Here is a 24,765-nt window from a genome sequence, read left to right as displayed (position 1 = left end):
GCGGCGGGCGACGATTGCATACGGTGGATTGCATACGGATTCCGCATACGGATGTGTATGCGGATGACTGCGCCGACGTCTACGCGCATGTGTATGCGCTTGTGTATGCGGACGGTGTATACGATCGGCGGCGCTGTGCATACCGCATGTCACAGACTCTCGCGGTACTCCAGCAACACCTTCCGCGTGCGCTGAGCCGACGCCGCCCGCGCCGTCATATGGTCCAGCACCTCCAGATGCGCCGACACCTCCCGCCGGGAGTCCAGGTACAGCGCACCGGTCAGATACTCGGTGAACACCATGTCCGGCAGCTCCGGCTCGGCGAACCGGAACAGCGTGAACGGCGCGTACGTCCCCGGATGCGGGCCCCGGGCGAACTCCGCCAGCTGCAGCGTGACCCGGTCCCGCTCCGCGTACTCCAGCAGCCTGTCCAACTGGCCGCACATCACCTCGGGGCGCGTGCTCACCGGCCGCCGCAGCGCCGTCTCATCCATGATCACCCACAGGTGCGGCGGATCCTTCCGCTCCAGCAGCCGCTGCCGGGCCATCCGCAGGGACACATGGCGCTCGATCGTCTCCGGACCCGTCTGCCCGATCGTCCCCGCCTCCATCACCGCCCGCGCGTACTCCTCCGTCTGCAGCAGACCGGGCACGAAGTGCGGCTCGTAGGAGCGGATGAGCCGGGCGGCGCCCTCCAGGCTCACGTACAGACTGAACCAGTCCGGCAGCACGTCGTGGAACCGCTGCCACCAGCCCGGCTCGTTGGCCTCCTCGGCCAGCGCCACGAACGCGGCCGCCTCCTCCTCGGGCACCCCGTACGTCGCCAGCAGCACCTGCACGTAGGGGATCTTCAACGAGACCTCGGCCATCTCCATCCGCCGCACGGTCGCGGGCGCCACCCGCAGCACCCGGGCGGCCTCGTCACGTCCCAGCCCGGCCGCCTCCCGCAGCTCCTGCAGCCGCTTGCCGAGCACCACCTGGCCCACAGTGGGCGCAGGCCGCCGCTCACTCACGCCACGCCCTCCCCTACGCGCCGAAGTACGCGAGCAGTGTGACACGCGAGACCGTCTCGCACAGCTGGGCGAGATGACGCGGGTGTCACCCGTCCGGTCAGCCCACCAGTGAGTGCAGGTACTTGGCCGTCGCCGGATCCGCCGGCAGGAACGTCTCGATCGCCAGCTCGGCGACCGTCACGTCGATCGGGGTGTTGAAGGTGGAGATCGAGGACACGAACGACAGGGTCCGGCCCTCGTGCTCGATCCGCATCGGCAGCGCGAAGTACGCGACCGGCCCCGCCGGTTCCTCCTCCGGTGCCTCCTGCGGGACCGGATAAGCGGCCACCTCCTCGTAAAGGGCGCGCAGCGCGTCCGAGCGGTGCAGCGCGATCTGCCGCTCCATCTGCGCCAGCAGATGCCCGCGCCACTCCCGCAGGTTGCGGATGCGCGGCGCCAGTCCCTCCGGGTGCAGCGTCAGCCGCATCGCGTTCGGCGCGGGGGCCATGAGCGACTCCGGCACGCCCTCCAGCAGCATCGCGATACCCCGGTTCGCGGCGACGACCGTGTACGTGGCGTCGACCACCAGCGCCGGATACGGCTCGTAGCCCTGGATCAGCCGCTCCATGCCGTCGCGCAGCGCGTCCAACGCCGGGTCGTCCAACGGGGTTTCGGGGTAGTGCGGGGCGTAACCGGCCGCCAGCAGCAGCGCGTTGCGCTCCCGCACCGGCACCTCCAGGTGCTCGGCCAGCCGCAGCACCATCTCCTCGCTCGGCCGCGACCGGCCCGTCTCGATGAAACTGATGTGCCGGGCGGAGGAGTCGGCACGCAGCGCCAGCTCCAGCTGACTGATCCGCCGCCGCTCCCGCCAGGCGCGCAGCAGCGGGCCGACACCCTTGTCGGAGGAGGCCGCGGCGGCAGTCCGGGCGGCGGACACGGCAGGGGCCCCGGCCGCCGTGGCGGGACCAGAGGACACAATGGTCATACGTACGACCGTAGTCGAGGAGTGTGCGCATGAACGAGTCGCGGCAGCTGTCCTGGGAGGCCACGGCGGTGTACCGGGCCAGAGTCCGCGGCTGCCTGCTCGGCGGAGCACTCGGCGACGCCCTCGGCTACCCCGTCGAGTTCAGCTCCCTCGGCGCCATCCGCGCCGCCCACGGCCCGCGCGGTGTGACCGGGCCCATCCCCGACGCCGCCGGCGTCACCGGCCGCATCAGCGACGACACCCAGATGACCCTCTTCACCGTCGAGGGCATCCGGCAGGCCGTCGAACGCGAGCGGCTAAAGGGCATCGGTGACGGGTGGCCCCGCCTGCTGCGCCGGGCCTACCAACGCTGGCTCGAGACGCAGTTGCGGCCGGGCCCCGAGGTCGGCGAACTGACCCAGGCCACGGGCGGCTCGTACGACGGTCCGCGCGGCGGTCTGATCAACGAACCCTGGCTGTACGCGCGCCGCGCCCCCGGCAACGCCTGCCTGTCCGGACTCGCCCAGGACTTCCTGCCCGAGCCCTGGTCCGAACTCGGCCCGCCGGGTCCCGTCAACCCCGACTCCAAGGGCTGCGGCGCCGTCATGCGCTCGGCGCCCTTCGGGCTCGCCCGCGTCGACGCCGACAGCGCCTTCGGCCTCGCCGCCCGCTGTGCCCAGATGACCCACGGCCACCCCACCGGCTACTACGCGGCCGGTGCGCTCGCCGCGATCGTCTCCCACATCGTGGCCGGGGACTCCGTCGAAGGCGCCGTCCTGCGCACCCTGCGCCTGCTGGCCCGCCACCCCGGCCACGAGGAGACCACCGCCGCCCTGACCCAGGCCCTCGACCTGGCCGCCGACGGCCAGGGCACCCCCGAGATGCTGGAGAAACTCGGCGCCGGCTGGATCGCCGAGGAAGCCCTCGCCATCGGCGTCTACAGCGCCCTCGCCACACACCGTGTCGAGGACGCCCTGCTGCTCGCCGTCAACCACTCGGGCGACAGCGACTCCACCGGCTCCATCTGCGGCAACATCCTCGGCGCCCGCCACGGCGACCACGGGCTGCCGCATACATGGCTGGAGCAGGTGGAGGGACGGGCGCGGATCGGGGCGCTGGCGGACGATCTGGCGGCGGAGTGCGTGCGGGGCTGACTTCGGCGCTCCCGTCACGGCGGTCACTTCCCGACCAGCGCCCCGGCAGCCTGCCTGTGGCAGGCTGAACAGGTACCCCCCACCCAGGAAGGGAGCGAGGCATGGCCGTCGAACCGCTGTCGCAGAAGGAGATCGAGGACCGGCTGGCGGAGCTGCCCGGCTGGTCCCTCGACGGCGACCGCATCGCCCGCTCCTACCGGCTCGGCTCACACTTCGCGGCGACGGCGATGGTCGTGCACATCGCCCAGGTCCAGGAGGAACTCGACCACCACTCCGACCTCACCCTCGGCTACAACACGGTCTCCCTCACCGTGAACACCCACAGCGCCGGCAGCGTCGTCACCGAGAAGGACTTCGAGCTCGCCCGCCGGGTGGAGGATCTCGCCGCAGGTCACGGGGCACACTGAGTGAGGTGCTCGACTACGAGAAGGAAGCCGACGCCTACGACGCGACGCGCGGCGGCGAGGCCCGTGCCGCGGCGGCCGCCGCCGCCGTCCTCGGCCTGATACCCGATGGTGCCCGTCGCCTGCTCGACGTCGCCTGCGGCACGGGCCTCGTCACCAGGCGGCTGGCCGCGGCCCGGCCCGGCACGCGGGTCGCCGGCGTGGACCTGGCCCGGGGCATGACCCGGATGGCCGCTGCCCGGCTGCCCGGTTCGGTCGTCCGGGCCGACAGCCGCCGACTGCCGTTCCCCGGCCACACGTTCGACGCAGTGACGAGCGTGTGGCTGCTGCACCTGGTCGACGACTCCGCCGACGCCGACCGTGTCGTCGCCGAGTGCGCCCGTGTCCTCAGGCCGGGCGGCGTCTACGTCACCACCGTCGACAAGGCCGCCGCCCACGACGTCGGCAGCGACATCGACGCCGTGCTCGCCCCGCGCCCCCGCCGCCCCGCCCGGGACGCCGCCGACGCGGTCGCGGCGCACGCCGCACGCCACGGCCTGAGCCCCGCCGGACGGGCATCGTTCGTCGGCCGTGGACAGGGCCGCAGTCCTCGCAGCACCATCGCCGACCTGCGGCGCGGCTGGTTCACCGTACTGCCGCCCGGCGACCCGCTGACCGAACGGTTCGCCGAGCGGCTGGCGGCCCTCCCGGACCAGGACCGGCCGCGCCCCGACCCCCGTTTCAGTCTGCGGTCGTTCCGCAAGCCGCCGGCCGGGTGAACTGGGTGGCCCGGTTGGCCACCCAGGTCTCGGACCCCACGAACCGCACCCGACCCCCGGCTGGGGCGCGAACGCACGACGTCGGTTTCGTGTTGGCACCCGACCAGCTCCCGGTGAAGCCGAAGCCCACCGACGAACCCGCCGCCACCGTGCCGTTCCAGTTCACGTTCCTCGCGGTCACCGCCGCACCCGACTGGGTGTAATAGTCGGCGTTCCACACCTGCGTGACCTTCTGCCCGTCGGCGAAGGACCAGCCAAGCGACCAGCCGTTCAAGCCGGTTGAGCCACTGTTGGTCAACCGGACGTCGGCCTGGAAGCCGCCCGACCACTGGTTCGTGACCGCCGTCGTACGGACCGCCCCTGTCGCTGTATGCGATGTACAAGTAGCCGTTCCGGTTCCAGCAGCTGATGCAGAACGCCTACCCGCCGCTGTCCTGACCCGGTGATCCGCTCACAGGCCCCACCGGAGATCCGCCGGGGTCAGCCCGCACGGGCCAGGCCCCGGCGGATCGCGAACTCCACCGCCGAGTAGTCCCCGTCCAGCCGGTCGAGCTCGTACGGCACGGCCGGATCCAGCGGCGGCTGCGCCATGAAACGGGGACGCGTCCCATGGTGCGGCTGGGCGGCGTGCACCAGGAACGGATGGCAGAGGTAGACGTCGCCGGGACGACCCGTGGCGTACGCGAGCGGTCGGTGCGCCGATGCCTCGACCAGCCGCGGGGCGATCTCGAGACCGGACACGCCGTCCTCGCCGTACGGCTCCAGCAGCGGCGGCACGTCGAGGTGCGAGCCGACGCGGATACGGGTCGGAGCGTCCTCCTCGGTCACCTCACTGAACAGGAACAGCATCAGCAGCGCCCGGTCCCGCGAGCGCACATTGGCGAAGTGCCAGGTCGCCCCCTCGGGTAGGTAGCTGCCCTCGATGTGCCAGCCAGCGTCCTCCGGCTCCTCGTCATGCGGGAACCGCAGCGGAAAACTGCCCAGGGAATAGCGCGGCCGCCAGCGGCCTTCCCCCACGAGCAGGTCGAACGCCTGATGCAGAGCGGGCGAGTTGGCAGCGGCCGCGAACGGACCCTGCGCCATGCCGCCCACCCAGACCACCGGGTCCTTCCAGGTGCCGGGATCGTCCGGGTCGTACCCCGTCTCCTTCCACAGCAGTCGCGTGCAGTCCTCCGCGACACGCGGGGGAAAGGCGCCCTCGATCTTCACGAACCCGTCCTCGAGGAAGCGCTCCACCAGTTCGTCGTCCACCGGGCCATCGTCGGCGATCCGCCGCCCGCGCCGCATCCCGTTTTTGCCGCCGCGGCAACATCACTGGCCCGGGGGCGGTGCGTCGGCGCAGGCTGGCCTCATCCGGACGAGAGGCTGACCACCATGGCGCACCACCACCACGATCACGGCCGTGAGAACACCGACATCGACTGGGCCGAGATGGCCCAGCTGCTGGAGACCCAGGCGGAACTGTTCACCCCCCTCTACGAGCGGGCCATGGCCTGGCTGGCTCAAGAGGTGACCGAACCAGGCCTGATCGTCGACGCCGGCAGCGGTCCCGGCGTCGTGTCGTGCCTGTTCGCCGAGACGTTCCCGGGCGCACGGGTCCTCGCGGTGGACGCCACCGAGCCGCTCCTGGAACGCGCCCGCACCCGCGCCGCCCGGCAGGGCGTCGCCGACCGCTTCGCCAGCCTCGCCGGAGAACTCCCCGGTGTCCTGGGCGAGTTGGACTACCCCGCCGACCTGCTGTGGGCGAGCCGCAGCCTGCACCACCTCGGCGACCAGCGGGCCGCCCTCACCGCGTTCGCGGACCGGGTGGCCCCCGGTGGCACCCTGGCCCTGCTCGAAGGCGGCCTGCCCTCCCGCTACCTGCCCCGGGACATCGGCATCGGGCGGCCGGGACTGCAGGCGCGCCTCGACGTCGTGGAGGAGGAATGGTTCACGCGCATGCGCGCCGACCTGCCCGATTCCGTCGCCGAGACCGAGGACTGGCCGGCCCTGCTGACCGCCGCGGGCCTGAAGCACACCCGCACCCGCAGCTTCCTGCTCGACCTGCCCGCACCGGCCTCCGACCGGACCCGCGCCTACGTCGCCGCGTCCCTCTCCCGCCTCCGCGACGCGGCCGCCGACGACCTCGACGCCGACGACCGCGCGACGCTGGACCGCCTCCTCGACCCGGCGGACCCGGCGAGCGTGCACCGGCGGCCGGATGTGTTCGTACTGGCGGCGTACACGGTGCATACGGCTGTACGGGCCGTGTAGCCGATCGCACGGCGATCGCATACAGCACTGGATACTGTGTCCGGGCAGATGTCGCGGTGTATGCGGTGTGCGGTCGTCCTGACGTGCGGTCGTTGCACCCCGCGGCGGCCTCGGTCGAGCACATTTCATACGCGGACATGGCATACGCGCCCCGGCCCACGGCCCGCCGCACCCGCTCAACACCACCCGGGCCGCGCGTACACACTCACCCGCGCCCCCCGCACCGTCCGCGTCCCGCACTCCTCGAAGCGTTCGGCGAGCACCCGCAACTTCATCCGCTCCTGCCCGGTGTCGTCCAGCGGCTGCCCCGCCGGGTCCCGCAGGACGACGACCCGCCGGGCCGCGAGGACGCGCGCGCGGATGACGTCCGGGCGGGCCTCGGTGCCGTACAGGGTGCGGGAGTCCGCCGGAGCTCGGTCCAGGGCGAGGTCGCGCAGCCCGTGGACGGCCCCGGGGTCGACCGCCGACCACACACGGCGCCGCGAGGGCATGTACAGGATCCCGTCGGCACGCTCACCCGCGGTACGCACGGCCGCGGCGACCGCGGTGACGTCGTCGATCCGGCTCTGCGGGGTGCGCAGGTACAGGGTGACCGGCAGCAGCGCGAGGACGGCGGCGCCGGCGGCGAGCACCGCACCGGCCCGGGCCCGGCCGCCGGCCCGGGCGAGCCGGTCCAGGGCGGCACCGACCAGCAGGGCGGTGCCCGCCTGGCCGTAGAGGACGTAGCGGTCCACGGACGCGCGCACCTGGCGCCGGGTGGCCGTGCTGCGGGCCGTCGGCGCCACGACGCAGCGGACGGCCTTGGCCTTCTCCGCCGATGGTTCGCTGCTCGCGGCCGGGGCCCCCGACGGGTTCGTCGAGGTGTGGGAGACGGCGTCGCCCCGCCTGCCGGCGGCCAGGCTGCCGGTGGGGGACGGGCCGGTACTCGCTCTCGGTCTCCCCGCGAGCGGAAGCGATTTGTACCTGGCAACTCCTCATCTCGCCGACCGCACAAGCCCGTTGAAGCCACGCCGGGCCGCGGCCACGGTGTGCGCACGGGCCCGGGCCGGCCTGACCGAGGCGGAATGGCACCGCTATCTCCCGTCGGTGCCGTACCGCCGCACCTGCTCAGGAAGGTGACGTCCCGCTTGACGCCGCTTGACTTCGAGAGCGCTCCACGTGATGGACTCCTCGGCGTTCATCCGACACACAGGGGGTAACCATGACCGACTCTCCGGTCGCGCTCATCACCGGCGGCGGCAGCGGCATCGGCGCCGCCGTCGCCCGGCAACTGCTGGCCGCCGGACACCGGGTCGCCGTCACCGGGCGCGGCGAGCGGAGGCTGAAGGAGTTCGCCGAGAGCCTCGGCAACCCGGAGGGCCTGCTGACGTTCACCGGCAACGCGGCCGTGTACGAAGACATACAGTCGGCGGTCGACCGTACACTCACATCGTATGGACGATTGGATACAGTCGTCGCCAACGCCGGCCACGCCACCCACGACTCCGTTGCCGACGGCGACCCGGCCGGCTGGACCGACATGGTGCTCACCAACGTCCTCGGCCCCGCCCTGCTCATCCGCGCCTCCATCGACGCGCTGAAGGAGACCCGCGGCCGGATCGTCCTCGTCGGCAGCGTCGCCGGGTTCGTGCACACGCCCGGCAACATCTACGGGGCGACCAAGTGGGCGGTGACCGGGCTCGCCGAGAACACCCGCCGCCAGGTCACGGAGTTCGGTGTCGGTGTCACCCTGATTGCTCCCGGCCGGGTGGAGACGCCATTCTGGGACGGCTACGGCAGCCTGCCGCCGGGCCACCTCCTCACCGCCGACCAGATCGCCGACTCCGTGGTCTGGGCGATCCGGCAGCCGGCCGGCGTCGACGTCAACACCGTGGTCGTGCGGCCGATCGGGCAGCCCAACTGACGTCCGGCAGAGGCCCGGTGCCGCGCCCTGGCCGCGGCACCGGGCCCGCCTCCCTCCCGGGCTCAGTTGTTCGCGAGGAACTCCTTCGCCAGCCGATCCCCGAGAGTCACCGCCGCGCTGTGGCTCTCGATGGGGGAGACCTTGGAGTTCTTGAACAGGATGTACGTCACCCCGGAGTCGGTGCCGCCGGTCTCCGGGTCGGGGTCGATGCCCAGGGCCTTGGCGGTGGCGTACGAGGCCTCGCCGATGATCTTCGTGGGGCCGGTGTCGCCGACGACCGCGTACTCGACCTTGTTGTTGTAGATGACGGCGACCACGCCGCCGCCCTTGATACCGGCGCTGGAGTAGTTCCAGATGCTGCTGGAGCTGGGCACGACGACGTACGGCAGGGTCTCGGCCTTGAGCGGCTTGCCGTCGGACTGGTGGAACGCGGTGTCGTCCTGGTACCAGGGGTCGCGGTTCTCGTTGCAGTTGGTGGTGCGCTGGCCGTCGCAGTCGATGTCCATGTCGGCCTTCCAGAACACCGCCCCGTTCTTGCCGCACACGGGAATCGTGGCCGAGGTCTCGTCATCGGTCTTGTACTTGCCGTTGGAGATCTGCGAACAGAACGTCACCTTGGCGAGCAGGTCGGCCGCGCTGACCGAGCCCTCCTGGGCGGACCTCGGGGTGGTGGGGGCGCCGGAGGCGTTCGCGGGGAGCACTCCGGCGGCCAGCAGGGCGGCTCCGGAGGCCGCGGCGAGGGTCAGTGTTCGAAGACGCACTGTGGGACCCTTCTGTTAGGAAAGTTTCCTTACCAAGTCCGTACAAGGTGGACCCGCCTGCATGTCCCCGTCAAGCCCCGGGATGGGAAGTCGGACGTGGCGCCCTGATTGCGGCCCGGTGCGGCCGGGAGAAGACTGGCATTGTCCGGAATTTCCGGACACTTGTACCTCTTCCGGGAGGTGAGGCGCCCATGTTCGTACGCAGCATCTACGCGACCGGGGACCCCACGAGGATCGACACGGCGATCAGAGCACTGAACACCGAGGGCAGGGACCTGCTCGAAGAGCGCCCGGGATACCGCGGGGCGGGGGTCTTCGTGGACCGGGAGCTCGGCAAGCTGCTCGCGGTGAGCTGGTGGGAGTCCGAGCAGGCCCGGCGCAACAGCGACGAGGTGATGCGCGAGCGGCGTGGTGCGCTCCTGGGGTCGTTCGCCGGGACGCTCGCGGTCGAGAACTTCGAGGTGGCCGTCTTCGACGCGGTAAGGCAGCCGCGGGTGGGCGGCGGACTGCGCATCACCAGGCTGGAGTTCGACCCCGCCGACACGGACCTGCTGGCCGACACCTTCCGGGCGTCGGTGCTGCCCCGGCTGGAGACCCTGGCGGGGCTGGCCAGGACGTCCCTCTTCGTCGACCGGGAACGGGGACGCGGAATGGTCGGCACCCTGTTCACCGACCGCGAGTCCCTGGTGGCCTCGCGTGCCGTCCAGGCGGCCGCCCGGCACGAGGGAGCGGCCAAGGCCCATGTGACCGTGACCGCCCTGGAGGAGTTCGAGGTCGTCCACGCGGACGCCCGCGCCGACTGAGGCGCCCCGCAAGGAAGTTGACCACTCGGACCGTCCGACTCACCTCTCCCGCACAGGGCTTGATCCGCCGACCTTGATCCGCCGAGCTTGGTCCGGCCGGCTTGACCGCCGGGCTTGATCCGTCGCTCGTCCCGCCGGACGACCCACACCGCGCTCGGCCTTGGGTGACGGCCGACGCAAGTCCGCCCCGCCGGACGGCGGGGCGGACGGTCGTACGGGGCGGGCGTCAGCCCAGGTCGAAGGTGGCCGGGTCGGGGCCCAGGCGCCGGTCCTCGTTCAACGCGCTGATCGCCGCGAGATCCTCGGTGTCCAGGGTGAAGTCGAACACCTCGATGTTCTCCTTGATCCTGGACGGCGTCACGGACTTGGGGATCACGACGTTGCCGAGCTGAAGGTGCCAGCGCAGCACGATCTGGGCCGGGGTGCGGTCGTGCTTCCGGGCGATGGCCACGATCGCCGGAACCTCCAGCAGGCCCTTGCCCGAACCCAGCGGCGACCAGGCCTCGGTGGCGATGCCCTGCTCCGCGTGGTACTCGCGGACCGCGTGCTGCTGCAGGTGCGGGTGCAGCTCGATCTGGTTGACGGCCGGGACGACGGACGTCTCGGCGATCAGACGATCGAGGTGCTCCGGCAGGAAGTTGGAGACGCCGATGGCGCGGACACGGCCGTCGGCGAGCAGCTTCTCGAACGCCTTGTACGTGTCCACATACGTGCCGCGGGCCGGCAGTGGCCAGTGGATCAGGTACAGGTCGATGTACTCCAGGCCCAGCTTGGCCAGAGAGACGTCGAAGGCGCGGAGGGTGGAGTCGTACCCCTGGTCGCTGTTCCAGAGCTTGGTGGTGACGAAGACGTCCTCACGGGGCAGGCCGGACGCGGCGATGGCCTTGCCGGTGCCCTCTTCGTTGCCGTAGATCGCCGCTGTGTCGATGCTGCGGTACCCGGCCTCGAGTGCCGTGGCGACGGCCCGCTCGGCCTCGTCGTCCGGCACCTGCCAGACGCCGAAACCCAGCTGGGGCATCTCGACGCCGTTGTTGAGGATGATCGGGGGGACCTTGCTGCTCACGAGCTCTTGATCCTTCGGTTGTCGACAGGTGGTACTCCCATGGTCAACGATCACGGGCCGCGATGTATTCCTGACCGCCGAATCCGCCGGAACTGACCGACGAGTCAGGCGCGGCGACCGGAGAATGGCCGGAAATGCATCCGACCTCATCGGTCCGGACCATTGACCGCAACCTGTCATCCCGGGAATCTGGATCGCGCCAACGAACGCGTGGATGAACTTGGTGCATGCATGTGAACACCCGTTTCCCGCCTGGTCTCCTCGCGCTCTGAGAACCCCCTCGGAAAGCAGGTACGCAACCTCGCCTACGCGCACAGGGAGAACGCACACAGGGAGGACACGTACGGACGGAACACGCACCGGGCGATCGCATACAGGCGGAACGTATACCGAGAGGGAGGGACATGAGACGCCGACATCTGCGGGCGGTGCTGACGGACTTCGCGGTCGCCACCGCCGGCCTGGACGCACTGCCCGCGGCCGCTCCGGCCCCCGCGGCGGCCGCGAGCCGCCCGGCCGCCGCGTACGACTGGTCCGCCGCCGTCGTCGACGCCACCATGGCCCGCTACACGCCGAGCACCATCGGCGGCTGGACCTATCGCGTCGGCCTCTGCCTCTACGGCCAGTACCTCGCCTACCGGCGCACACACGACGCCCGCTACCTCACCTGCATCAAGGACTACACCGACCGCTTCGTGAACAGCGACGGCTCGATCACCCAGTCGTTCAACAACCTGGACAGCATGCAGGCGGGCCGCCTGCTGGTGATCCTGCACCACGAGACCGGCCAGGACCGCTACCGCAAGGCCGCCCGCAAGATCCGCGACCGCCTGAGCACCTACCCGCGCACCGGCGACGGCGGCTTCTGGCCCGCCGACAACTCCTCCCGCGCACCAACCTTGGGCGGACGGCGTCTACATGGTGAGCCCGTTCCTCGTCGAGTACGGCAAGGAGTTCGGCGACAGCACGTACACGAACGACGAGGCAGCCAGGCAGCTGTACGTCTACGGCAGCCACCTGCGGCCGCGAACGGACTGCTCGGACACGCCTACGAGGAGTCGAAGAGCGCGACTTGGGCGGACGCGCAGTCCGGGCTCGCTCCCGAGCACTGGTGCCGCGCGGTCGGCTGGTACTCGATGGCGATCGTCAACGTGCTGGACGCGATCCCCGTGAACCACCCGCGCCGGGCCCGACTCCCACGAGTCTTCAAGCGGTTGGCGGCCGGCCTGGAGAAGTACCAGGACCCGGCGACCGGGCGCTGGTTCCAGGTGATCGACAAGGGGACCGCAACGACAACTGGACCGAGACATCCTGCTCCGGCATGTTCACCTACGCCCTCTCGCGCGGCGCCCAGCAGGGGTACATCGATCCGCACTACATCACCGTGGCGCGGCGCGGTTACGAGGGGGTGCTGGCGAAGATGTCGGCCGGAGCCGACGGCCGGACGAATCTCGCCGGCATCTCCGTCGGCACGAACGTCGGCGACTACCCGTACTACGTCGCCCGCACCCGGGCCGCCAACGACTTCCACGGCCTCGGTGTCTTTCTGATCCCGAACGAACAACTGCGAGGTGATTAGTGTCATGAGCACATCCAGAAGAGCGCTGCTCGGTGCCGCTCTCGGCGGAGCGGCCGGAGCGGCCCTGGGCCTCCCCGTCGCGGGCACCGCACACGCCGTCTCCTGGCAGCAGAGGTGGGCACCCTCGGCGAGCCGCGACGGACTCGGCGCCTTCGAGACCGTCGAGGACGACCGGGCGAACTCCCACCCCGGCGGGCAGCCGCACATTTACGCCACCGTCGACAACTGGCGCTTCAACATGCATACAGTCGACCGGGACACGTCGACCGACCGCCAGCGGCAGGAGGTCACCGGTCTGCGCACCGGCAGCAGCAGCTACCTGAAGTGGACCGAGGGACAGACCTGGCGGATCACGTACTCGATGTACATCCCCGCCTCCCTGAAGGCGACCACCACCTTCACCCACATCATGCAGATGAAGCAGCCCGGTACCGGCACCTTGCCGATCGTCGTGCAGTCCCTGCGCCGGGTGAACGGCGTGCAGACGATCGAGCTGAAGCTGGCGATCGACGACATCCTGGTCGGCCGCACCGACCTGGAACCGCTGCACGACAAGTGGACGGACGTCGACTTCCAGATCAAGGTCGGCAACGGCTCCGCCGGCTCGGTCCGCTGGATCCTCAAGTCCGGCTCCGCCACCGTCGTCGACAAGTCGAAGACCGGCGTCGACACCTTCCTCGCCGACCGCGTGCGCCCCAAGTGGGGCATCTACCGCTCCCTCGGCGACACCTCCGGCTCCCTGCAGGACACCTACCTCCTGCTCAAGAACCTGCGCGGCTACCAACTCGTCTGAGGGGCCCTCACATGCCATCCCCACCGCACACCAAAGGGGGCGGCGGCGATCGTGCTCTTCGTCCTCGCCGTCGTCCTCGGACTGACCCACCCCCCGGCTGTCGCGGCCGGGCCGTCCGCGCCGCACGCGGCGGCCGTCTTCGACGTGCGCGACTACGGCGCCAGGGCAGACGGATCCACCAACGACACCCCGGCCATCGACAAGGCCATCACGGCAGCGAACGCGGCAGGCGGCGGCACCGTCCGCTTTCCGGCCGGCAACTACAAGTCCAAGAACACCATCCATATGAAGAGCGACGTGACGCTCCAGGTCGACAAGGGCGCCACGATCCAGGGCTCCAGCGCCGACACCTACGACAGGGCCGAGCCCAACCCGTACGACGACTACCAGGACTACGGGCACAGCCACTTCCACGACGCGATGATCTACGGCGACAAGCTGACCGACATCGGCTTCACCGGAGAGGGCGTCATCGACGGCCTCGGCAACCTCATCACCGGCAACCCCGGACCCGGCGTGGCCGACAAGATCATCTCGCTCACCCGTTGCGACGGACTCAGGACCGGTGACGGCCTCACCCTGCGCCACGGCGGCCACTTCGCCGCCCTCGTCAACGGCTGCAAGAACGTCACCTCCGACCACCTGGCCATCGACAGCGCGAGCGACCGCGACGGCTGGAACATCATGGGTGGTCGACGCCCTGAAGACGGTCAAGGCCAACAATCCGGGCCTGAAGACCGTCATCACCTTCGGTACGACCACCAGCGGTCCCGACTTCACCGGTGTCGACATGGCCGCCCCCGGCAACCCGTTCGGCAAACACAGGTTCTGTATGCAGCCGACCTGCAGCAGGCCGTCGCCCGCCCGGGCTCACGCCCGGTACAACGCCTCCACCTCGTTGGCGTACGCGGTCTCGATCGCCTTCCGCTTCAGCTTCAGCGACGGCGTCAGCAGCCCGTGCTCCTCGGTGAAGGGCTGGGCGAGGATACGGAAGGTACGGATCGACTCGGCCTGGGAGACGAGGGTGTTGGCGGCGACCACCGCCCGCCGCACCTCCGTCTCCAGGTCGGGGTCGCGCACCAGTTCGGCGGGCGACATCTTCGGTTTGCCGCGCATCTGCAGCCAGTGTTCGACGGCCTCCTGGTCGAGGGTGATGAGGGCGGCGATGTACGGGCGGTCGTTGCCGACCGCGATGCACTGGCTGACCAGCGGGTGGTCGCGGACCCGCTCCTCCAGCACGCCGGGCGACACGCTCTTGCCGCCGGAGGTCACCAGGATCTCCTTCTTGCGGCCGGTGATGGTGAGGTAGCCGTCCTCGTCGAGAGTGCCCAGGTCGCCGGTGGCCAGCCAGCCGTCGTGCAGGGTCTCGTCGGTGGCCTTCTGGTTGTTGAGGTAGCCCTGGAAGATGTTGGGGCCGCGCAGCCAGACCTCGCCGTCGTCGGCGATGTGCACGGTGACGCCGGGGATGGCCTGGCCGACCGTGCCGTAGCGGGTGCGCTCGGGCGGGTTGGCGGTGGCGGCCGCGGTCGACTCGGTCAGGCCGTACCCCTCGTAGATATGCACGCCGGCGCCTGCGAAGAACAGTCCCAGTCGGCGGTCCATCGCCGAACCACCGGACATCGCATTCCGTATGCGACCGCCCATCGCCGCGCGCACTTTGGCATACACGAGCTTGTCGTACAGCTGGTGCTGCACGCGTAGACCCGCCGAAGGACCGGGCCCGATGCCCCAGGCCTTCGCCTCGAGCGCGTCCGCGTACCTCACGGCGACCTCGACGGCCTTCTCGAACGGGCCCGCTCTGCCCTCCTTCTCCGCCTTGCGGCAGGCCGCGTTGAACACCTTCTCGAAGATGTACGGCACCGCCAGGATGAACGTGGGCTTGAAGGCCTGCAGGTCGGGCAGCAGCGCGGCGGCGTTGAGCTGGGGCTGGTGGCCGAAGCGGACCCTGCCGCGGATCGCGGCCACCTCGACCATCCGCCCGAAGACGTGCGCGAGCGGCAGGAACAGCAGGGTCGCCGCCTCGTCACCCTTCTTCGAGTGGAACACCGACTCCCAGCGCTGGATGACGGTGTCCGCCTCGAACATGAAGTTGCCGTGCGAGAGAACACAGCCCTTGGGGCGGCCGGTCGTCCCCGAGGTGTAGATGACCGTGGCGAGCGAGTCGGGGGTGACCGCCTGCCGGTGCCGGTGCACCGTCTCGTCGTCGAGGTGGGCGCCCGCGTCGTACAGCTCCTGCAGGGCGCCCGCGTCCAGCTGCCACAGCTGGTGCAGGTGCGGCAGCCGGTCGATGACGGTGGCGATGGTCATCGCGTGGTCCTCGTGCTCCACGACCGCCGCGGAGACCTCGGCGTCGTACAGCATCCAGAAGCACTGCTCGGCCGACGAGGTGGGGTAGACGGGCACCACCTGGGCGCCGATCGTCCACAGGGCGAAGTCGAAGAGGGTCCACTCGTACCGGGTGCGGGACATGATCGCGACCCGGTCACCGAAGCGGACGCCTCGGGCCAGGAGCCCCTTGGCGAGGGCGAGGACCTCGTCGCGGAACTCGGCGGAGGTCACGTCCCGCCACCGCCCGAGCTCGTCCTTGCGGCCGAGGGCGACGTGCAGCGGGTCCGCGAGGGCATGCTCGAAGACGACGTCGGCCAGACCTCCCACCGGTGGCGCCGACGCCAACGGAGGGTTGGTGAACTCGCGCAAACCCCGCTCCCCGCTCCTTGTGACGCTCGCCCAGCGCCGTGAAAGCTACCCCACCCGCACACCGGGCGGGAGAGGGGCGGAAACCGAGCAAAGCTCACGTTCGCGCAGGCCGGTGACCGGAAAATGCCCGCACATGGGGAAGGGTCGGACAGAGTTCTTACGGTTCAGTATGTTTCGGTGCCGTAATCTCCACCGAATCTGTACGTACCGATTACGGCCCCGCAGCATGCGGACATCGCGATCCGGACGGCACATTCTGCGCCACGCACGGCCCCGTGCCAAGGGCGACGCCGCACCGGGGCCCTGGAATCCCCGGAGCGGCCTCGTCTCCCGACCCGCGTTCGTCCCGCCGCCCGGCTCAGCCGCGCGGCGCCACCGCCTCCTTCGCCGGGCCGGCCGCCGCGTCCGCACCGGCCCGCGGTGCCCGCACCAGCAGCAGTACCAGCCCGCCGGCGACCATTCCCGCCGCGCCCGCGACCAGCAGCGCCGTGTTCAGGCCCGACGCGAACGCCGTGCGCAGGGCGTGCTCGGAGAAGCCGCCGCGCAGCACGTCGGCGCCTCCGCCCGCGAGCGTATGGGCGGCGTCGTCCGGCAGCGTGCCGCGCATCCGCGAGGACAGCACCGTGCCGAACACGGCGACCCCGAGCGCGTACCCCAGCTGCTGGACCGTGTTCACCGCGCCGCCCGCCATGCCGGCCCGCTCCGACGGCACCGACGCCAGCGCCGCCCCGGCGACCGTCGGCGAGACGAACCCGGTCCCCACGCCCACCAGCACGAACCCCGGCAGCAGCGCCGTCCAGCCGGCGCCCGCGTCCAGCACGGCCTGGCAGAAGGTCCCCGAGCCGATCAGCAGCAGACCGCCGCCGATGGTCAGCCGCGCCGGCACCCCGTGCAGCAGCCGACCCACCAGCACCGCGACCACCATGGCGGCGACCGTCAGCGGCAGCAGCGTGAGCCCGCCGCGCACCGGGCTCATTCCCAGCAGCGTCTGCATCCATATGGACAGGTACGGCATCCCGCCGAACGCGGCCCCGTTGAAGGCGAACGCCCCCGCCATCACCCCCACGAACGCCGGCCTGCGCAGCAGTGACAGGTCCAGCAGCGGATGCGCGGCCCGCCGCTCCACCAGTACGAAGCCCGCCAGCGCCAGCGCCGAGACGGCGAACGCCCCGAGCGCCGCGGGCGCCGTCCAGCCGTTCTCCCCGGCGCGCACCACCGCGTACGTCACCGCGCCCGCGAACACGGCGAACGCGACCGTGCCCGCCCCGTCGACGCGCATGCCCCGCGGACCCCGCGACTCCGGCACCACCCGCAGCGTCAGCCACACCTCCGCCACACTCACCGGCACGTTCACGAAGAAGATCCACCGCCAGCCCGGCCCCTGCGCGAGCAGCCCGCCCAGCACCGGCCCGACCGCCGCGGCCCCACCGCTCACCGCGCCCCACACGCCCAGCGCCGCCGACCGCTGCCGGCCCTGGTAGACCGAGCCCAGCAGCGGCAGCGTCGTCGCGAACATCGCGGCGGCGCCCACGCCCTGCAGCGCCCGCGCCGCCACCAGCGTCCCGGACCCCGCAGCCAGCCCGCACAGCAGGCTCGCCCCCGCGAACACCACCACACCCGCCACATGCACCCGGCGCCGCCCCAGCACGTCGGCGGCGGCCCCCGCCCCCAGCAGCAGCGCGGCCAGCGCGAGCGCGTACCCGTCGACCACCCACTGCAGATCGCTCAGCGACGCGTGCAGCGCAGCCGCCATGTCCGGCAGCGCGACCACCACGATCGTCACGTCCAGCAACAGCATGAACGTGCCCAGGCACACCGCCGTCAGCGGTCCCCATGTGCGCATGTCCTCAACTCCCCGACTCCTCGTGCAACGGCTGGCATCGCGCCGTACGATGAGCCCGCCACGGCGGATCGGCACCGAACCGGCCGCATGAGCGGCGGAATCCGATGGGAACGGGCATGCTGGAGATGGAATCCGACACCTTCGACCGGCTCGACCTGCAACTGCTCTCCGCGCTCGAGGTCGACGGCCGGGCCCCCTTCAGCCGGATCGGGCAGGTGCTCGGAGTCTCCGACCAGACAGTCGCCCGCCGCTTCCGCCGGCTGAGCGCCGAGGCCGGGCTCAGGGTCGTCGCGGTCCGGGACGCCGAGGTCCTCGGCCAGGACCAGTGGATGCTGCGCCTGCGCTGCGCCCCGGACAGTGCCGCCGTCATCGCCGACGCCCTTGCCAAACGCCCTGACACCTACTGGATCGGGCTCGCCTCCGGCGGCACCGAGATCGCCTGCATGACCCGCCCCCGCCACCCCGGCGACCACGACGACCTGCTCCTCGGCAAGCTGCCGCGGACCCCGAGCGTGGTGGAGATCCGCGCGCAGCAGGTCCTGCACCGCTTCTACGGCGGCCCGACCGGCTGGCTGCGCAAGTTCCGGGCGCTCACCGACGACCAGATCGCCGCCCTGCGCCCGGCAACCGCGCGACCGGCCGGACCCGCCCGCCTCGAACCGGAGGACGAGCCCCTGCTCGCCGTCCTCGAACGCGACGGCCGCGCCACCTACCCCGAACTGCAACGGGCCACCGGCCGCTCCGAGTCCGCCGTCAAACGCCGCCTCGCCGCCCTGATCGCCTCCGGAGCGGTCTACATCGACGTCGAGTACCACTCGGAGATCCTCGGCCACCCCCGCGCCGCCCTGCTGTGGATCACCACCGCGCCCGCCGCGATGCACTCCGTCGGACAGGCCCTCGCCGCGCACGACGAGGTCGCCTTCGCCTCCGCCACGGCCGGCCCCTCCCACCTCGTCGTCACCGCCGTCACCCGGGACACGGCTGCCCTGTACGCCTACCTGAGCGGACCGCTCGGGCGGCTGGAGGGGGTGAAGCACGTGGAGGCGGCTCCGTTCCTGCGGAGGGTCAAGCAGTTGACGTATCGGATGCCGCGGTGACGAGGTGTCGTACGCAGTGGGTCGGTTGTATGCGATGTGTATGCACTGTTGTACACACACATCGCATACCCACTGCGTTGTACGGCCACTGTGCGCGGCACCCGCGTGCGAGGCCCGGCGTACGTCGCCGGCCCGGTCAGCCGCCCCGCTGGTGCAGCCGCTCCCCGCCCGCCAGGATCGCCGCCGCGAGCGCATCCGCCGCATCCTGCGCCGAGGCCCGCGCCCGCCCGTGCACCAGGACGAAGTCGACCTTGCCGAGCTCCGGGAGTCCGGCCCGCTCGGGCACCCGGAACAGCCCGGGCGGGATCAGGCCCCGGGAGTGCGCCATCACGCCGAGACCGGCCCGCGCCGCCGCGACGAGACCGTTGAGGCTGCCGCTGGTGCATACGATCCGCCACGACCGGCCCTGCCGTTCCAGGGCCTCCAGCGCCAGCGCGCGCGTGATCCCGGGAGGCGGATACACGATGAGCGGCACCGGCCGGTCGAGGTCCAGGCGGAGCCGTTCGGCACCGATCCAGACCAGGTCGTCGTGCCAGACCAGCTTGCCGCGCGGGTCCTGGGGGCGGCGCTTGGCCAGGACGAGGTCCAGTTTTCCGGCGGCCAGTTGCTCATGCAGGGTGCCCGACAGCTCCACCGTCAGCTCGAGATCGACCTCGGGGTGGGCGTACCGGAAGCCCTCGAGGATCTCCGGCAGCCGGGTGAGGACGAAGTCCTCCGACGCGCCGAACCGCAGCCGGCCGCGTACCCGGGTGCCGGTGAAGAACGCCGCCGCCTGCCCGTGCACCGCCAGGATCCGGCGGGCGAAGCCGAGCATGGCCTCGCCGTCCTCGGTCAGCTCCACGGAGTGCGTGTCCCGCAGGAACAGTTGACGTCCGACGGCGTCCTCCAGACGGCGCACATGCTGACTCACGGTGGACTGACGCAGCCCGAGCCGCCGGGCCGCCTGCGTGAAGCTGAGCGTCTGGGCCACGGCCAGGAACGTTCGCAGCTGCGCCGGGTCGTACACCCCGCCAGGCTATCGCGAACCGTGATGACAGTCAGAGTGGTGTGCGAGATTCCCGATCGGCAGGCACAGGGGGACGATGGAGGGGGCTTCCAGCTCTGCGGAACCCCTTGACGCGCAGCGGACGAACGTAGTTGGAGCACTGTGAAACGCCTGCACTGGCCGAGTCGGATGCCGATCGACCCGTACATTCTGCTGCTGCTCGGGACAGTGGGCCTCGCCGCGCTGCTGCCGGCCCGGGGCACGGCCGCCGATATCGCCTCCGGGGCCTCCACGGCCGCGATCGCCTTCCTGTTCTTCCTCTACGGCGCCCGGCTGTCCACCCGCGAGGCGATGGACGGACTGAAGCACTGGCGGCTCCACGTCACCGTCCTGGCCTGCACCTTCGCGGTGTTCCCGGTGCTCGGCCTGGCCGCGCGCGGGCTCGTGCCGGTGCTGCTGACCCAGCAGCTCTACCAGGGCCTGCTCTTCCTGACGCTCGTTCCGTCGACGATCCAGTCGTCGATCGCGTTCACCTCCATCGCCCGCGGAAACGTGCCCGCGGCGATCTGCGCGGGCTCCTTCTCCTCCCTGGTCGGGATCGTCCTCACCCCGCTGCTGGCGGCCGGCCTGCTCAGCAGCAGCGGCGGCGGGTTCTCGGCCGACTCGCTGGTGAAGATCGTGCTGCAGCTGCTCGTGCCGTTCCTCGCCGGACAGGCGCTGCGGCCCCGGATAGGGGACTTCGTCGCCCGGCACAAGAAGGTCCTCGGCCTGGTCGACCGCGGTTCCATCCTGCTGGTCGTCTACACCGCCTTCGGCGAGGGCATGGTGCGGGGCATCTGGCACCGGGTGAGCGCGGCCCGGCTGGCCGGACTGCTCGCGGTCGAGGCCGTCCTGCTGGCCTTGATGCTCGCCCTGACCTGGTACGGCGCCCGGGCGCTGCGGTTCGGCCGTGAGGACCGGATCGCCATCCAGTTCGCCGGGTCGAAGAAGTCCCTGGCCTCCGGGCTGCCCATGGCGAGCGTCCTGTTCGGCGCGCACGCCTCGCTGGCCGTGCTGCCGCTGATGCTCTTCCACCAGATGCAGCTCATGGTGTGCGCGGTCATCGCCAGGCGCCGGGCACGCGATCCGGAGACGGCCACCACGCCGCCGGGGCGGTCGTCGTCCCCGGGCGATTCAGTGACCTCCGGTTACGTGGTCCAGCGGTAGCCACAGAACGGTACCCTCCGGAGGCATCGGTGCCTGCGGATCGGCCAGTTCGTCGTCGGACAGCGCCCGGTGCCAGACGTGGACGTCGTCGATGGCACCGGTGAAGAAAGCCCGGCTGTCCATCCGCTGGCCGATGTGCACGCCGAACGGCGAGTTGCGGCTGACCGAGCCTCGCACATCGGCGACGGAGGAATGTATACCGTCGACAAAGAGCGTCAACCGGCCTTCGCCGCGGCGCAGCGCCAGATGATGCCACTGGTCGTCGTTGTAGGCGCCGACGGAGCTCACGGCCGCCGTGCGGATCGCGGTCGCGCCGTCCCGTACGGTGATCAGCCCGCGCACGCGGTTGCTTTCGGGCTCACCGCGCAGCCAGACCTGGGGCTGGGTGGTGCCGATGCCGCCCATCCACAGCAGCGGCTGCTCGCCGGACGTCGCCGTGTAACGGAACCACAGCGACGCTGTGAAGTCCTCGGTGCCGAGCGGCAGCCGGTCGCGGTACGGCAGTCGTACGGCGTCCTCGAAACCGTCGAACTCCAGGGCGCCGCCCGACACGCCGTCCGTCTCCTCAGCGCCACCGAGTACGGCCGCGCGCGGGGCGTGCCGGGCGAGGTCGGCGGTGGTCGGGTCGGGCCCGCGGCGCGGGGCGAGCCAGTCCTCGGTGAAGCGGGCGAAGCGGATCTCGTCGCGGGCGTCGGCCGCGCCGCCCTCGTACATCAGGCCCACCGTGTCGTGGCCGACGCGTACCAGGTCGGAGTAGCCGGACCAGTCCGTCGTGACGACCGTGCCCCGGTCCACGCTGTCCCAGGTGCGCCCGCCGTCGTAGGAGGAGCGGATCATCATGGTCCGGCGGCGGTCGGGGTCGCCCGGGCAGGCCAGCAGGATGCGATCGCCCAGACGCAGCGTCGAGCCCTGGACCTGGGGAGTGTAGAGGTCCGGGAGGTCACGGAACGGTGCGGCGAAGGTGTCGCCGCCGTCACGGCTGACCGTCTGGGTGCGGTGGCCGAGGTCGGTGCCGTCCTGTTCGCGGCCGCTGACCAGGACCGAGCCGTCGGCGCGCTCGGTGAGGGTCAGTTCGGACGGCTTCTGCCGGAACGTGCCGTCGGCGGCGATCGGCCAGGTGTCGACGGCTCCGGCCCGCCAGTGGTCACCGTCGTCGTCGCTGACGATCAGCGCCGCGTGGTTGGCGGTGACCCGACTGCCGTCCCAGGTCTCGGTGTTGACCGCGAACACCAGCCGTCCGGCATGCCAGCCCCGGGTGAGCTGGATGCCGTGCACCGGGCCGGTCGCGTACCAGGAGTTCCAGTCGGGGGGCAGGATCTCCGGGCTCAGGTCACGTGGCTCGGACCAGGTCAGGCCGTCGTCGTCGCTGTACTGGAGGTGCGGCGTGCGGTCGCAGGGAACTGCACAGCTCCCGCTGTCCGTACGGCCGGTGTTGTAGGTCTCCGCCAGCAGGATGCGGCCGGTCGCCCGGTCCACGACCGGTGCCGGGTTGCCGTGCGTGTCGCCGGCGCCCTCGGTGACGACCCGCAGTGGCCCCCAGGTGCGGCCGCCGTCGGTGGAGCGCTTCACCACGATGTCGATGTCGGCGGCGTCCCCGCAGTTGAGGACCCGTCCCTCGGCGAACGCCAGCAGCGTGTCCTTTGTCGTCCGCACGATCGCGGGGATTCGGAAGCAGGCGTAGCCCGGGTCCTGGGAGGCCTTGAAGAGGACCTGCTGCTCGAAGTCGGCTGCGGCGGCGGCCGGTTGGGCCTGAGCCTGTTTCGGCAGGAGCAGTGCGAGGAGCAACGCGGCCGCCGTGAGGACGGCGGCCAGGATGCGTCTCGGCCGTGCGCGAAGACTTGACGGCATGGTGCGACCTGCCCTTCATCCACCCGGATCCGGAGTCCGGATCTCTGGACATCGGGACATCCCACGTCCAACGTGCGCTCCACCGAAGGTAGTTGGCGTCTCGGTGCCTCACAAGAAGCGTGCAGCCACTTCGCGGGAGCGGCCGGGCGGGCCAGGGGCGCAGCACCGTCAGGGGCGCAGCACCACCTTGCCGAGGTTGCTCCGCGACTCGATGACCTCGTGGGCGCGGGCCGCGTCCTCCAGCGCGAACTCCCGGTGCACGGCGGGTTTCAGCGCACCGTCCGCGAACAGCCGCCACAGTTCGAGGCGCCACCGCTCGTACAGGTCCGGCCGCCCGCGGGCGATCCGCGCCATCTGGAACCCGATCACCGACTTGGCACCCACGAGGAGGTCGTGGGCCTGGATCGTCCCGCCACCCGAGCTGTACGCCACCAGCCGACCGCCGGGGGCGAGCGCGGCTATCGCGGACGTGAGCAGGTCGCCGCCGACTGCATCCAGTATGTAGTCGACGGGATGTCCCCAGCTGTCGTCGGCATACGAAATGACGTCGTCGGCGCCGAGGGAGCGGAGGAAGTCCGCCTTGGCCGGGTCGGACACGGCGCCCACCACCCGGGCCGCGCCCCGCACCCGCGCCAACTGCACGGCGAGATGGCCGACGCCGCTCGCCGCCGAGGTGACCAGAACCGACTCGCCCCGCTCGGGCCGCGCCGCCTCGAGGGCGCCCAGTGCGACCAGGCCGCTGCGGACCAGCGCCACCGCGTCGACGGCGGAGGCGGCCTCGGGCACGGGAGACGCCATCGCCTCGTGCAGGATCGCGAAGTCGGCGTACCCGTGCCCGAAGCACAGCCCCGTCACTCGCTCACCGGCCCCGAACCGGGTGACGCCCTCACCGACGGCCACGACATCCCCGGCGATCTCACCCCCCAGCGGGATCGGTTCGGCGGCCTCGGTGACCTTGCGTACGACCGGCAGGGTGACTCCGACCGCCTCGGCGCACACGAGCAGCTCGCCGTGACCGGGCTCGGGGACGGGGGCGTCCTCGAGGAACAGGGGGCCGCCGGGGAACTCGTACCGGATGCGACGCATCGCAGCACCTCCAGAAGGTTCGAGGGGGTCGCGGCCCCACGTGGGGGAAATCTATGAACTCGTTGGGGAGCCCAACGGTAGTGGAGGTTCATTGGGAAGTCCAATGATCCTTCGGTACGCTGCCACCATGGCCGAAGCCCCCCTCCCCGCCATCCGTTCCCTTCCCAGCTGGCTCCTCGGCCGGGCGGCCGCCCGCGGCCGGGCCCTGGTCGCCGAGGCGCTCGCGGCGCAGGGCATGAAGATGTGGCACCACGTGGTGCTCTCCGCCGTCCGGGACCTCGCCCCCGTCGCCCAGGCCGACCTCGGGCGCGGCATCGGGCTCGACCCCAAGGACCTGGTGGGCGTCCTCAATGACCTGCAGGCCGCGGGCCTCGTCGTTCGCGCACCGGACCCCAGGGACCGCCGCAAGAACGCGGTCTCCCTCACCGACGAGGGCGCTGGGCTGCTCACCCGCTGCGAGAAGGCGGCCCGGGAGGCGAACGACGCGTTGCTCGCCCCGCTGTCAGCGGCCGAACGGGACCAGTTCATGACCTTGTTGATCCGGATTTCCGGTACGGACCGCTGACGGCGGTTAAC

22 protein-coding genes and 3 pseudogenes are annotated in these 24,765 nt (G+C 71.2%); 13 read left to right on the top strand and 12 right to left on the bottom strand.

The window, feature by feature from the left end:
• Positions 1-149: 149 nt before the first annotated feature.
• A complete protein-coding gene (locus ACIBBH_RS10640; RefSeq protein WP_399403868.1) occupies positions 150-1,013 on the bottom strand; it encodes a helix-turn-helix domain-containing protein in 864 nt (287 codons plus the stop codon).
• 97 nt (positions 1,014-1,110) lie between these two features.
• The gene (locus ACIBBH_RS10635; RefSeq protein ID WP_399403867.1) at positions 1,111-1,977 is read right to left on the bottom strand and encodes a helix-turn-helix domain-containing protein; all 867 of its coding nucleotides are present in this window, start codon (positions 1,975-1,977) and stop codon (positions 1,111-1,113) included.
• 29 nt (positions 1,978-2,006) lie between these two features.
• Here ACIBBH_RS10635 and ACIBBH_RS10630 point away from each other — a divergent pair, with 29 nt between their 5' ends.
• From ACIBBH_RS10630 to ACIBBH_RS10620, 3 genes are all read left to right on the top strand, one after another.
• A complete protein-coding gene (locus ACIBBH_RS10630) occupies positions 2,007-3,110 on the top strand; it encodes an ADP-ribosylglycohydrolase family protein (RefSeq protein ID WP_399403866.1) in 1,104 nt (367 codons plus the stop codon).
• Positions 3,111-3,211: 101 nt separating this feature from the next.
• Entirely contained in the window at positions 3,212-3,517 is a 306-nt protein-coding gene (locus tag ACIBBH_RS10625) for a 4a-hydroxytetrahydrobiopterin dehydratase (RefSeq protein WP_399403865.1), read from the top strand.
• A gap of 5 nt (positions 3,518-3,522) precedes the next feature.
• Positions 3,523-4,272, top strand: coding sequence for a class I SAM-dependent methyltransferase (locus ACIBBH_RS10620; RefSeq protein ID WP_399403864.1), 750 nt, complete (start codon positions 3,523-3,525; stop codon positions 4,270-4,272).
• Positions 4,273-4,348: 76 nt separating this feature from the next.
• Here the strand turns inward: ACIBBH_RS10620 and ACIBBH_RS10615 are convergent.
• Positions 4,349-4,666 (bottom strand): annotated as a pseudogene (locus tag ACIBBH_RS10615) (cellulose binding domain-containing protein); the annotation flags it as partial.
• A gap of 86 nt (positions 4,667-4,752) precedes the next feature.
• On the bottom strand, positions 4,753-5,559 hold the full coding sequence (locus ACIBBH_RS10610; protein WP_399403863.1) for a phytanoyl-CoA dioxygenase family protein: 807 nt from the start codon (positions 5,557-5,559) through the stop codon (positions 4,753-4,755).
• 87 nt (positions 5,560-5,646) lie between these two features.
• Between ACIBBH_RS10610 and ACIBBH_RS10605 the strand changes: the two genes are divergently transcribed.
• Positions 5,647-6,525 (top strand): class I SAM-dependent methyltransferase, encoded by an 879-nt coding sequence (locus ACIBBH_RS10605; protein WP_399403862.1) that lies wholly within the window; start codon positions 5,647-5,649, stop codon positions 6,523-6,525.
• A gap of 176 nt (positions 6,526-6,701) precedes the next feature.
• Here the strand turns inward: ACIBBH_RS10605 and ACIBBH_RS10600 are convergent, their stop codons facing one another.
• Entirely contained in the window at positions 6,702-7,259 is a 558-nt protein-coding gene (locus ACIBBH_RS10600; RefSeq protein ID WP_399403861.1) for a hypothetical protein, read from the bottom strand.
• Positions 7,260-7,281: 22 nt separating this feature from the next.
• On the opposite strand from ACIBBH_RS10600, the gene ACIBBH_RS10595 reads away from it, so the two are divergent.
• Together ACIBBH_RS10595 and ACIBBH_RS10590 are read left to right on the top strand one after the other, a co-directional pair.
• The gene (locus tag ACIBBH_RS10595) at positions 7,282-7,644 is read left to right on the top strand and encodes a hypothetical protein (RefSeq protein ID WP_399403860.1); all 363 of its coding nucleotides are present in this window, start codon (positions 7,282-7,284) and stop codon (positions 7,642-7,644) included.
• An 82-nt stretch (positions 7,645-7,726) separates the two neighbouring features.
• Positions 7,727-8,428, top strand: coding sequence for an SDR family oxidoreductase (locus ACIBBH_RS10590; protein WP_399403859.1), 702 nt, complete (start codon positions 7,727-7,729; stop codon positions 8,426-8,428).
• 62 nt (positions 8,429-8,490) lie between these two features.
• Here the strand turns inward: ACIBBH_RS10590 and ACIBBH_RS10585 are convergent, their stop codons facing one another.
• The gene (locus tag ACIBBH_RS10585) at positions 8,491-9,189 is read right to left on the bottom strand and encodes a glycoside hydrolase family 75 protein (protein ID WP_399403858.1); all 699 of its coding nucleotides are present in this window, start codon (positions 9,187-9,189) and stop codon (positions 8,491-8,493) included.
• 191 nt (positions 9,190-9,380) lie between these two features.
• Between ACIBBH_RS10585 and ACIBBH_RS10580 the strand changes: the two genes are divergently transcribed.
• A complete protein-coding gene (locus ACIBBH_RS10580; RefSeq protein WP_399403857.1) occupies positions 9,381-9,992 on the top strand; it encodes a hypothetical protein in 612 nt (203 codons plus the stop codon).
• A 226-nt stretch (positions 9,993-10,218) separates the two neighbouring features.
• On the opposite strand, the gene ACIBBH_RS10575 is transcribed toward ACIBBH_RS10580, so the two are convergent.
• Positions 10,219-11,055, bottom strand: coding sequence for an aldo/keto reductase (locus ACIBBH_RS10575; RefSeq protein WP_399403856.1), 837 nt, complete (start codon positions 11,053-11,055; stop codon positions 10,219-10,221).
• Between the two features lie 404 nt (positions 11,056-11,459).
• Here ACIBBH_RS10575 and ACIBBH_RS10570 point away from each other — a divergent pair.
• From ACIBBH_RS10570 to ACIBBH_RS10560, 3 genes and pseudogenes are all read left to right on the top strand, one after another.
• Positions 11,460-12,634: pseudogene (locus ACIBBH_RS10570) on the top strand (glycoside hydrolase family 105 protein).
• Positions 12,635-12,638: 4 nt separating this feature from the next.
• The gene (locus tag ACIBBH_RS10565) at positions 12,639-13,427 is read left to right on the top strand and encodes a Tat pathway signal sequence domain protein (protein WP_399403855.1); all 789 of its coding nucleotides are present in this window, start codon (positions 12,639-12,641) and stop codon (positions 13,425-13,427) included.
• 51 nt (positions 13,428-13,478) lie between these two features.
• Positions 13,479-13,685: pseudogene (locus tag ACIBBH_RS10560) on the top strand (glycosyl hydrolase family 28-related protein); the annotation flags it as partial.
• 612 nt (positions 13,686-14,297) lie between these two features.
• Here the strand turns inward: ACIBBH_RS10560 and ACIBBH_RS10555 are convergent.
• Positions 14,298-16,124, bottom strand: coding sequence for an AMP-dependent synthetase/ligase (locus tag ACIBBH_RS10555; RefSeq protein ID WP_399403854.1), 1,827 nt, complete (start codon positions 16,122-16,124; stop codon positions 14,298-14,300).
• 358 nt (positions 16,125-16,482) lie between these two features.
• Positions 16,483-17,967 (bottom strand): MFS transporter, encoded by a 1,485-nt coding sequence (locus ACIBBH_RS10550; RefSeq protein WP_399403853.1) that lies wholly within the window; start codon positions 17,965-17,967, stop codon positions 16,483-16,485.
• A gap of 116 nt (positions 17,968-18,083) precedes the next feature.
• Between ACIBBH_RS10550 and ACIBBH_RS10545 the strand changes: the two genes are divergently transcribed.
• Positions 18,084-19,064 (top strand): Lrp/AsnC family transcriptional regulator, encoded by a 981-nt coding sequence (locus ACIBBH_RS10545; protein ID WP_399403852.1) that lies wholly within the window; start codon positions 18,084-18,086, stop codon positions 19,062-19,064.
• Positions 19,065-19,200: 136 nt separating this feature from the next.
• On the opposite strand, the gene ACIBBH_RS10540 is transcribed toward ACIBBH_RS10545, so the two are convergent.
• On the bottom strand, positions 19,201-20,070 hold the full coding sequence (locus tag ACIBBH_RS10540) for a LysR substrate-binding domain-containing protein (protein WP_399403851.1): 870 nt from the start codon (positions 20,068-20,070) through the stop codon (positions 19,201-19,203).
• A 168-nt stretch (positions 20,071-20,238) separates the two neighbouring features.
• Here ACIBBH_RS10540 and ACIBBH_RS10535 point away from each other — a divergent pair, with 168 nt between their 5' ends.
• Positions 20,239-21,255 carry a bile acid:sodium symporter family protein gene (locus ACIBBH_RS10535; RefSeq protein ID WP_399403850.1) on the top strand — a complete coding sequence of 339 codons (1,017 nt, stop codon included), beginning with the start codon at positions 20,239-20,241 and terminating at the stop codon, positions 21,253-21,255.
• On the opposite strand, the gene ACIBBH_RS10530 is transcribed toward ACIBBH_RS10535, so the two are convergent.
• Both ACIBBH_RS10530 and ACIBBH_RS10525 read right to left on the bottom strand, forming a co-directional pair.
• Positions 21,223-23,103: an exo-alpha-sialidase gene (locus ACIBBH_RS10530; RefSeq protein ID WP_399403849.1), complete on the bottom strand. Its 1,881-nt coding sequence runs from the start codon at positions 23,101-23,103 to the stop codon at positions 21,223-21,225. The two genes, ACIBBH_RS10535 and ACIBBH_RS10530, sit on opposite strands and share 33 nt — an antisense overlap.
• A gap of 168 nt (positions 23,104-23,271) precedes the next feature.
• Entirely contained in the window at positions 23,272-24,189 is a 918-nt protein-coding gene (locus ACIBBH_RS10525) for a zinc-binding alcohol dehydrogenase family protein (RefSeq protein ID WP_399403848.1), read from the bottom strand.
• A gap of 127 nt (positions 24,190-24,316) precedes the next feature.
• Here ACIBBH_RS10525 and ACIBBH_RS10520 point away from each other — a divergent pair, with 127 nt between their 5' ends.
• The gene (locus tag ACIBBH_RS10520; protein ID WP_399403847.1) at positions 24,317-24,754 is read left to right on the top strand and encodes a MarR family winged helix-turn-helix transcriptional regulator; all 438 of its coding nucleotides are present in this window, start codon (positions 24,317-24,319) and stop codon (positions 24,752-24,754) included.
• The last annotated feature ends 11 nt before the right edge of the window (positions 24,755-24,765 follow it).

This window comes from Streptomyces sp. NPDC051636 (assembly GCF_044453765.1).
Taxonomy (GTDB): domain Bacteria; phylum Actinomycetota; class Actinomycetes; order Streptomycetales; family Streptomycetaceae; genus Streptomyces.
This window is presented reverse-complemented; position numbering and strand designations above follow the sequence as displayed.

Excerpts from the sequence above, each read along its gene's own strand:
- ACIBBH_RS10545 (WP_399403852.1), top strand. The coding sequence starts at position 18,084 with ATGCTGGAGATGGAATCCGACACCTTCGACCGGCTCGACCTGCAACTG.
- ACIBBH_RS10535 (WP_399403850.1), top strand. The coding sequence starts at position 20,239 with ATGCCGATCGACCCGTACATTCTGCTGCTGCTCGGGACAGTGGGCCTC.
- ACIBBH_RS10630 (WP_399403866.1), top strand. The coding sequence starts at position 2,007 with ATGAACGAGTCGCGGCAGCTGTCCTGGGAGGCCACGGCGGTGTACCGG.
- ACIBBH_RS10525 (WP_399403848.1), bottom strand. The coding sequence starts at position 24,189 with ATGCGTCGCATCCGGTACGAGTTCCCCGGCGGCCCCCTGTTCCTCGAG.
- ACIBBH_RS10530 (WP_399403849.1), bottom strand. The coding sequence starts at position 23,103 with ATGCCGTCAAGTCTTCGCGCACGGCCGAGACGCATCCTGGCCGCCGTC.
- ACIBBH_RS10635 (WP_399403867.1), bottom strand. The coding sequence starts at position 1,977 with ATGACCATTGTGTCCTCTGGTCCCGCCACGGCGGCCGGGGCCCCTGCC.
- ACIBBH_RS10610 (WP_399403863.1), bottom strand. The coding sequence starts at position 5,559 with ATGCGGCGCGGGCGGCGGATCGCCGACGATGGCCCGGTGGACGACGAA.
- ACIBBH_RS10520 (WP_399403847.1), top strand. The coding sequence starts at position 24,317 with ATGGCCGAAGCCCCCCTCCCCGCCATCCGTTCCCTTCCCAGCTGGCTC.
- ACIBBH_RS10565 (WP_399403855.1), top strand. The coding sequence starts at position 12,639 with ATGAGCACATCCAGAAGAGCGCTGCTCGGTGCCGCTCTCGGCGGAGCG.
- ACIBBH_RS10625 (WP_399403865.1), top strand. The coding sequence starts at position 3,212 with ATGGCCGTCGAACCGCTGTCGCAGAAGGAGATCGAGGACCGGCTGGCG.
- ACIBBH_RS10590 (WP_399403859.1), top strand. The coding sequence starts at position 7,727 with ATGACCGACTCTCCGGTCGCGCTCATCACCGGCGGCGGCAGCGGCATC.
- ACIBBH_RS10605 (WP_399403862.1), top strand. The coding sequence starts at position 5,647 with ATGGCGCACCACCACCACGATCACGGCCGTGAGAACACCGACATCGAC.
- ACIBBH_RS10580 (WP_399403857.1), top strand. The coding sequence starts at position 9,381 with ATGTTCGTACGCAGCATCTACGCGACCGGGGACCCCACGAGGATCGAC.
- ACIBBH_RS10550 (WP_399403853.1), bottom strand. The coding sequence starts at position 17,967 with ATGCGCACATGGGGACCGCTGACGGCGGTGTGCCTGGGCACGTTCATG.